This is a genomic window from Streptomyces sp. MnatMP-M17 (genome assembly GCF_900091995.1).
GTDB lineage: Bacteria > Actinomycetota > Actinomycetes > Streptomycetales > Streptomycetaceae > Streptomyces.
The window spans coordinates 1-8031 of the sequence record NZ_FMDK01000229.1 but is presented as its reverse complement, the minus strand read 5'-3'; the positions used below and the strand labels follow the sequence as shown (position 1 = coordinate 8031).

8 protein-coding genes are annotated in these 8031 nt (G+C 71.4%); all 8 read left to right on the top strand.

Annotation, left to right across the window (positions count from 1 at the left end; genetic code table 11):
* The first annotated feature begins 175 nt into the window (after positions 1 to 175).
* Positions 176 to 841, top strand: a complete 666-nt coding sequence (locus GA0115259_RS11140; RefSeq protein WP_256097971.1) for a nucleoside/nucleotide kinase family protein — start codon at positions 176 to 178, stop codon at positions 839 to 841.
* Positions 838 to 2571 carry a GH3 auxin-responsive promoter family protein gene (locus GA0115259_RS11135; RefSeq protein ID WP_093594509.1) on the top strand — a complete coding sequence of 578 codons (1734 nt, stop codon included), beginning with the start codon at positions 838 to 840 and terminating at the stop codon, positions 2569 to 2571. The genes GA0115259_RS11140 and GA0115259_RS11135 overlap by 4 nt, the downstream gene beginning before the upstream one ends.
* Positions 2568 to 3434, top strand: coding sequence for a class I SAM-dependent methyltransferase (locus GA0115259_RS11130; protein WP_093594506.1), 867 nt, complete (start codon positions 2568 to 2570; stop codon positions 3432 to 3434). Before GA0115259_RS11135 ends, GA0115259_RS11130 begins: the two co-directional genes overlap by 4 nt.
* The gene (locus GA0115259_RS11125) at positions 3431 to 4951 is read left to right on the top strand and encodes an NAD(P)/FAD-dependent oxidoreductase (RefSeq protein WP_093594503.1); all 1521 of its coding nucleotides are present in this window, start codon (positions 3431 to 3433) and stop codon (positions 4949 to 4951) included. Before GA0115259_RS11130 ends, GA0115259_RS11125 begins: the two co-directional genes overlap by 4 nt.
* Complete coding sequence (locus tag GA0115259_RS11120; protein WP_345941007.1) at positions 4948 to 6180, top strand: hypothetical protein; 1233 nt, start codon at positions 4948 to 4950, stop codon at positions 6178 to 6180. Before GA0115259_RS11125 ends, GA0115259_RS11120 begins: the two co-directional genes overlap by 4 nt.
* A complete protein-coding gene (locus tag GA0115259_RS11115) occupies positions 6177 to 6965 on the top strand; it encodes a DUF6182 family protein (protein WP_093594500.1) in 789 nt (262 codons plus the stop codon). Before GA0115259_RS11120 ends, GA0115259_RS11115 begins: the two co-directional genes overlap by 4 nt.
* A 1-nt stretch (position 6966) precedes the next feature.
* Complete coding sequence (locus GA0115259_RS11110; RefSeq protein ID WP_093594497.1) at positions 6967 to 7626, top strand: LysR substrate-binding domain-containing protein; 660 nt, start codon at positions 6967 to 6969, stop codon at positions 7624 to 7626.
* Positions 7623 to 8031: alpha/beta fold hydrolase (locus tag GA0115259_RS11105; RefSeq protein ID WP_256097970.1), on the top strand; the 409-nt coding region annotated here is incomplete at its 3' end. The genes GA0115259_RS11110 and GA0115259_RS11105, both read left to right, overlap by 4 nt.

Genomic DNA, 8031 nt, shown 5'->3' with positions numbered 1-8031 from the left:
CCGCGCCTGAACCGCAGCCAGTCCCTGGACCTGGCCTTCCTCGTCGCCGAGATGTACCGCCCGGGCGGCGAAGCCGTACGTCCCTCGCTGCGCAACTGGGCCCGGACGGAGGGCGCGTTCGCGCTCATGGCCGAGGAGAGCGCCGTCCGATGAATCCGAAGGCGAGGAGAGATCCGTGAGATCAGTGACATCGGTTGGGTCGGTGACGGTCCGTCAGTTCTATGTCCTGCTCGGGCCGGACGGCGCCGGGAAGTCCTCCGTCATGGCGGAGCTCTCGGCGGCGCTGCCCGGCTGGCGGACGCTGTCGACCGACGACGAACTCGTCACGGCGGAGCACCGGCTCATCACCCAGCTTCGCCGCAACGTCATCAAGGACGTACTGCCGGGCCTGGACGCCGCCTACTCCGCGGAGTTCCTCGCGAGTCTGCTCGGGACCGCGGTGGTGCACCTCAGGGACCAGCTGGAACGGCAGATACGGCAGGACCCGGAGGTGCCGGTCCTGATGGATTCGTACTACTACAAGATCCTCGCGAAGTGCCGGCTCGCCGGGCTCGAAGGGCATCCGCTGTACGCCTGGTGGCGCTCCTTCCCGCAGCCACGGGCGGTGATCTATCTGGATGTCTCGTCCGAGACCGCCTGGCGCCGCTCCGGCCAGGGCGCGCGCCTCAATCCGCTGGAGTACTTCGGCCGGCGGCCCGAGTGGTTCGGCTTCGAGAGCTATCAGAAGAACCTCAGAAAGCTCCTGCTGGAGGAGACAGGGCAGTTGCCCGTGACCGTGATCGAGGAACACTCCGGCACGGCGCGGACCGCCGAGGCCGTACGGGAGGTGCTCACCGCATGAGCGCGGCCCAGGGCTGGGGCACGCCCGGCCACGCCGACCGTTACCGCGAGCGGGTGTTCGCCGAGCGGGCGCGGCTGAGAGCGGATCTCGCCGAGATGGCGGCACGCCAACAGCGCGTCCTCGCCGATCTGCTGGACTTCAACGCCGGTACGGAGTTCGGAAAGCGCCATGGCTTCGCCCGGATCCGCACCCTGGCGGACTATCGCGCGGCCGTGCCGATCCAGGACTACGCGGCGCACGCGCCGCTGATCGAGCGCATGGCGGAGGGAGAGCCGAATCTGCTCACCGCGGACGCGCCGGTCGTCTACTTCACCAGCAGCGGAAGCACCGGCGCGCACAAGAAGATCCCGGTCACGCGCCGCTTCATGGAGACCGTCTTCTTTCCCTTCTACTACGCGGCGTGGGCGCCGCTGATCGAGCACTTCCCGGATGTCATGGACCGGCCGGACGCGGTGCTCAACCTCAAGCACGATCCGCTCGCGGTCCCGCCCGTCACGGCGGACGGCCGTCCGCATGTGGGCGCCAGCCAGGTCGACTTCGGCACGGCGTTCGGCGAACCGCTCTCCGCCGAGCTGGGCACCGCCGCGCCCTGGGCCACTCTGCCGGTGGATGTCGCGCCCGACGACCATCTGGAGAAGATGTATCTCCGGCTGCGGCTCGCGGTGCAGAGCGATGTACGGGCCCTCATCGGCATCAATCCGGCGATGATCGCGGCCGTTCCGTACCAGCTCGGTCTGTGGTGGCAGCGGATCGTCAAGGACGTGCACGACGGGACGCTGGGCGGAGCGCCGTACGGTCCGGCGGATCCGGAGCGCGCCGCTCAACTGGAGTCGCTCGCCGACTACTTCGGAGAGGTGAGCCCGCACCACGTCTGGCCGCGTGTCCGCGCGCTGTTCGGCTGGACGACCGGTGTGGCATCCCTCTACATGCCTTCGCTGCGTGAGCGGTTCGGCGTTGGAACCGCTGTGCTGACCGCGCCGGTGGCCGCGTCGGAGGGCCCGGTGGGCGTGCCGCTGGACCGGCATCCGTCCGCCGGCAGCCTCGTACCGTCCGCCTCCGTATACGAGTTCGTGGACGCCGACGAGGATCTCGGGCCCGGCAGCGGGACGCTCCTGCCCGAGCAGCTCGAACCCCACCGGGACTACCACGTGGTCTTCAGTCATGTCGGAGGCCTGTACCGGTACGCGGTCGGCGACATCGTCCGTGTCGTGGACCGTGTCGCGGGCGTGCCGCGCGTCGCGTACGCGGGCCGCTCTTCCCGGTCGGACGCGGCGGGCGAGCGGCTGCGTGAGGCCCAGGTCGTACGGGCGCTGGAGGAGGCCCTCACGAGCACCGGACTCACGCTGCGCAATGTGGCGTGCCGGGTGGAGGAAGCGGAGGAGCGAGCCGGTCGGGCGCCTCGGTATGTCTTCGCGGTGGCTCCGGAGAGTCCGTGGCTCACCGCCGAGACCGAACGGTTCGCCGCCCTGCTCGACACGGCGCTCGGCGCCGAGTCCCCGGGATACGCGCGGGCCCTGCGCGAGCGGCGGCTCGCGCCCGCGACGGTGCGGCTGCTCCATCCCGACGCCTTCCACCGCGAGTGGCATGCCCGCGTGGCCGACGGTGTCCGTCCCACCCAGGTCAAGGACCGGCTGTTCCGGCAGGACGGGAGCCAGTGGCGCCGGCTGATCGCCGCGTCCGACGAACGACGAGACGAACGACCAGACGATCGACGAGGAGCACGCATATGACGGACGTCCTGGATCCCGTCGATCCGGTGGAGCGGACCGCTCTGCTCACCGCGGCCCTGCGCGCGGCCGAGAGCCGGCGGGAGGACCGGCTCTACACGGATCCTTACGCGGCGAGGCTGGTGGGAGACGCCGGTCCCGGTCTGGTGGCGGAGATCCGCGAGGCGACCTTCCCGCCGGACCGGCCGCGCCATCTGCCCAGCACACCCGACTACAACGCGATCAGGACCAGATTCTTCGACGACCTTCTCCAGGAGGCCGTGCAGGACCGGGAGATGACACAGCTCGTACTGGCTCCGGCCGGTATGGACTCCCGTGCCTACCGGCTGTCCTGGCCGGACCGTCTGCGGTACTTCGAGATCGACCGGCCCTCGGTGTTCGCCTTCAAGGCGGAGCGGCTGCGCGGAGTCGCGCCGCGCGTCGCCCACACGACCGTCGCTGTCGATCTCACCGCGGACGACTGGGAGGAGCGGCTCCTCGCGTCCGGCTACGATCCGCGCCGGCCGTCCACCTGGCTGCTCGAAGGGCTGCTGTACTACATCCCGGAACAGGACGCGCACCGCATGCTGGAGCGTGTCGCCGCGCTCTGCGCGCCCGGCAGCCGTATCGCCGCCGATCTCGTCAACTCCTCGGCCCTCACTCTGCCGCATATGCGCGCTCTCCTGGATGTCTTCGCGGGCTGGGGCTGTCCCTGGCTGTTCGGCAGCGACGAGCCCGAGGCGCTCTTCGGCCGGTACGGCTTCGACGTGGACGCGGTCCAGCCCGGCGAGCCCGGAGCCGACTTCGGGCGCTGGCCGGATCCGGTTCCGGCGCGCGACGTCCGGGATGTGCGCCGGGTGTTCTTCGTACACGGCCGGCGCCGATGACGCGGCCCGTCGTGGTGGTGGGAGGAAGCGTCGCGGGACTCGCCACCAGCCTCGCTCTGGCCGGGCGGGGCTTCCGCGTCAGAGTCCTGGAGCAGGCACCGGCGCCGCCGGAGGGCCCTCCGGACAAGGCGGCCGAGCTGTGGGAACGGCCCACCGTCGCGCAGAACGGCCACTCCCACATCCTGACCTCGCTCGGTGTACGGGAACTGCGCGCGGGCGCGCCGGAGGTGCTCGACGCCGTGCTCGACGCCGGTGGACATCTCCTCGACCTCATGGCGGCGCTGCCGGAGCGGGCAGACGACCGGATCCGCCGGGCGGGCGACGGCGAACTGGTGGCGCTCGCCGTGCGCCGCCCGGTCTTCGAGCTCGTACTCCGCCGGATTCTGCGGTCGCTGCCGAATGTCACGATCAGCCAGCAGGCCACGGTCGGCGGCCTGCTCACGGCGTCGTCGGGCGCGCGGGCCCGGTCGGGTGCCCGATCCCAGTCGGGCGCCCGGGCGCAGGTCACCGGTGTGGCCCGGGTCACCGGTGTGGTGACCGCCGGCGGAGAACACATTCCGGCGCATGCCGTGGTGGACGCCACCGGCCGCAGGGCGGCCTCCCGGTCCTGGCTGAGCGCCTCCGGCCTGCCGTCGCCGCCCGAACGGACCGCTCCCACCCAGGTGCGCGGCTTCACCCGGTTCTACCGGCTGAGGTCGCCGGGCGTGCTGCCGGGACCGCTCAATCGAGGCAACGCGGCAGGCGGCATCTGGGACCACTACGCCGCCGTCGCGCATCCCGCCGACAACGGCACCTACGCCCTGACGCTCGGCGTGCCCACGGCGGATCCGGCGACGAACGGCCTCCGTGATCCGGCGGCCTTCACCGCCGCCGCCCGGCTGTCGCCCTGTCTCGCGGCCTGGGCCGATCCCGAGGCGGGCGAACCGATCGGTCCGGTGCGCACCATCACTCTGCCTCCCAACATCCTGCGCGGCGCGCCGCCCGGCGCCGGCGCGCGGCCGGTCGCGGGCCTGTTCGCCGTCGGAGACGCCGCGTGTGTCACCAATCCGCTCTTCGGACGCGGTATGTCACTGGCCCTGCGGCACGCGTTCCTCCTCGCCGAACTCCTCGACGCCGAACCGGTGGTGGGGGAGCGGCAGGCCGAACTCGCCAGGCACCTCGCCGAGGGCGTGTACCGGCCGTGGTACGAGCTGTCGGTCCGTGAGGACGCGGTACGCGGCCGGCTCTGGCGTTCGAGAGTTACGGGCGGTACACCGCCTACCGCGACGGTGACGGAGTCCGGCCGTCCGCCGCTGTCCGCGGTCGCGGCGGCGGCCACCACCGACGGATCCGTGTGGCGCGGCCTCACCCGTGTCCTCATGGGACTGGACACCGCCGAGGAGATCTTCGACGACGAGTCGTTCCGGGAGCGAGTCCGGGAGCGGGTACGTGCGGCTCCCGCCACGGCTCCGGACGGACCGCGTCCGCCGTCCCGGGCGGAACTGCTCGCGGCCATCGGCGCCGAGGAGCACGTATGACCAGACCACCGCGTATGACCACACCACCGCGTACGACTACGACCGCCTCGGCGCCCATGACCGCGCCGGGCCGTGGCAAGGTGCTGCTCGCGCCCGTCACGATCACACCCGCCAAACCACTGACACCCAGTCATCTCAAGGGCCTGCTCTGGACCGATGTCATGTTCCGGGCCACCGCGCCGCTGGCCGATGTGACCTACCGCTACAGCCACACGACGTACCACCTCACCGAACAGACCCTCGGGTTCTGGGAGTTCCTCGACCGCACCCAGGGTGATCTGCCCTACGCCTCGTTCTCCGAGGAGGAGATCGGCGAGCTGTACGTACGGTTCCGCAACGGCGCGCCCGCGCCGGCCGACGCCCTGCACGCCTACGCGGACGCGGCCGAGAACCACGGTTGGGTCCATCCGGCGAGCGAGCGCGTACTCCGGATATGGACCGAGCACTACGCCCAACTCGGACTGCATGACCCAGGACTGATGGAGCATCAGCCGCCGGGGATCGGTCTGGAGGAGATGATCGAGCGCCTTGCCGCCCTGGGCATGGGCCTCGACCAGCGGTCCAGCGGCGGCCCGGTGTTTCTCGACGCCACGCGGTACGGTCTGCCGCTGCGGCAGATCGTGGCGGCCGACGGGCGGCCCAACTACCTTGCCTGCGCCCTGCGGGAGCTGCTGCCGCTGGCGCCCGCGTACGACGAGGTCGTGCTTCTGTACGACAGTGAGCTGACGCCCGACTATCTGCTGCTCCAGCGTGTACTGAGCCGACTGGGCCCGGCCGTGCACCGTGTCCCGATCGGCCGCGTGCCCATCGACGGGAAGATCGCCTCGGCCCGGCACGGCGGCTGGCACGCCCATACGGCGGGCGCCCTGCTGCGGGCCGTCGGCACGGACGGTGACGCGGATGTACGCAGGCTCGGTGTGCGGCTCTACTTCGTCGCCGTCCTCGGGCCTGGGCAGGCGCAGTCGTTCCGCGCCGACCTGCTGCGCAAGAGTCTTGAACGGGCCGGGCGACTGCTGCGCCGCGTGGCCGAGGGACCGGCGGAAAATCCGGCGAGCAGTGCGGCAGACAGGGCGACAGGCAGTCCGGCGAGCGGTCCGGCGTTCCTGGACGATCTGCGCAGGCACCGGCGCGAGCACATCCATGTCGATCCCTACCGGCTGACCTCGTCTCTGCTGGGCCGGGCCCGTCGCACCGTCGACCGCGACCTGCTCACCACGGTGTACCTATGAGCGGCGTACCCATGAGCGGTCTGCCGGTGACTCTCTCGCCCGAACTGCTGCTCACCGTCGCCGCGGAGCGGCTCAGGGCCGCCCGTCCGGATCTGCCGGCGCACTGGAACCTGTCCACTCCGCACGCTCTTCTCGCGGCGAAGGAACACGTCCTCGCCGACGCCGCCTCCGGCCGTACCGACCGGGCACTGGCCGTCGCCGTCGTTCGGGACTTCCGGCTCACCTCATGGATACGGGAGGCCTGTGCGTTCGCCCTGTCGCTGCCGTCGGAGCGGGCCGACGTCTGGCGCCGCTCGTTCACCAGGACCGTCTATCTGGCAGGCCGCCCGGACAATCTGCGGGAGCGGTTCGCCTTCACGCATATCGCCGACGACAGCTCGGCCGCCTGGGCCGGACCGTCGCCCGACGAGACCACGACCGGTCTGCGCAGACTGCTGAAGACATTCAGCGGGCGACGTCCGCTGACGGCCTGGCGGCCCGCCACCGTCGAGATCCCTCGTACGGACGCATCGGCAACCGGCCGCCACGACCGCCGCCGACCCGTCCACCGCGATCTGTATCTCGCCACGGCGCACGTCACCGTCTCCGACGCACTCGTCCAGCTCGGCCATCTGCTCGCCGAGGCGGTGATCGACGGCACAGTCGGCGCCGGCGACCGGCTGACCGTGCGTTCCGTACCGCGCCTGACAGGGCTGGCCACGCCGTACGCGGCCCTGCGCGTCGACACCGACCGTCACCGCCCGTCCGAACTCCAGGCCTATGCCGGACTGACGCAGGAGAACTGAGTTGCCGAATAACCCGCCCGCCACGGTCGTCACCACTGAGATCGCCACCGCAGTCCGCCCGCTCCGCGTCGGAATCCATGGATCGTCCCGTCAGGCCGAGCGGATCGTGGCCGCGGCCGGGCACGCCGAGGAGCGGATCAGCTATGTCCCGTACGACGTCCGGGAGCCGTTCCGGCTGCTGCGCGCCGGTGAACTGGACGTCATGCTGGTCAAGTTCGGGCTGCGCGAGCCGGACATCGTCACCAGCGGGCCCGTCGCCTTCGATTCCAGAGCCGTTCTGGTCCGCGCGGACCATCCGCTGGCAGGCCGGGCCTCCGTATCGGTCGAGGACATCACCGCGTACGACGCCTTCCGCTGCCCGGGAGACTTCCCTCCGTATATCTGGGACCTGGTGGTGCCGCCCATAACACCGCTCGGCGGCCGGATACGCCGGGTCCTGGAGATGGGCAGCCTGGCCGAGCTGGCCGAGACGCTCGCCGGTTCGGACTCCGCACATCTGTCGTTCTGGTCGCTCGACGGGATCGTGCCGTCCGGGATCAAGGTGGTGCCCGTGACGGACCTCCCGGCCGCTCCGGTCTCCCTGGCCCGGCTGCGGGACACTCCGCCGTCGCCGGAGCTCGCCGCGTTCATCGCCGCCGCCGAAAGGAGCGTGGCCCGGTGACCGCCGTCGACAGAGCCCCCGTTGAACCAACAGCCGCCATCGACACAGCCGTCAGCGCCGGAGTGCCCGTCGTCCTGCTGCACGCGCTGCCGCTGGACTCCTCGATGTGGCGGGCGCAGAACAGCGCGCTCGGCGCACTCGGCCACACCGTCCTCGCCGTGGACCAACGCGGCTTCGGACGGACACCGCTGGGCGCCCCGGCCGCGCATCCGTCGCTCGACGCCGTCGCCGACGACCTCGCGGACACGCTCGACCGGCTGGGCATCGACCGCGCCGTCCTCGCGGGCTGCTCCATGGGCGGCTATACGGCGATGGCCTTCCTGCGCCGCCATCCCGGCCGGACCAGCGGACTGGCGCTGTTCTCCACCCGGGCCGAGGCCGACACGCCCGAGGCCGCCGCCCGCC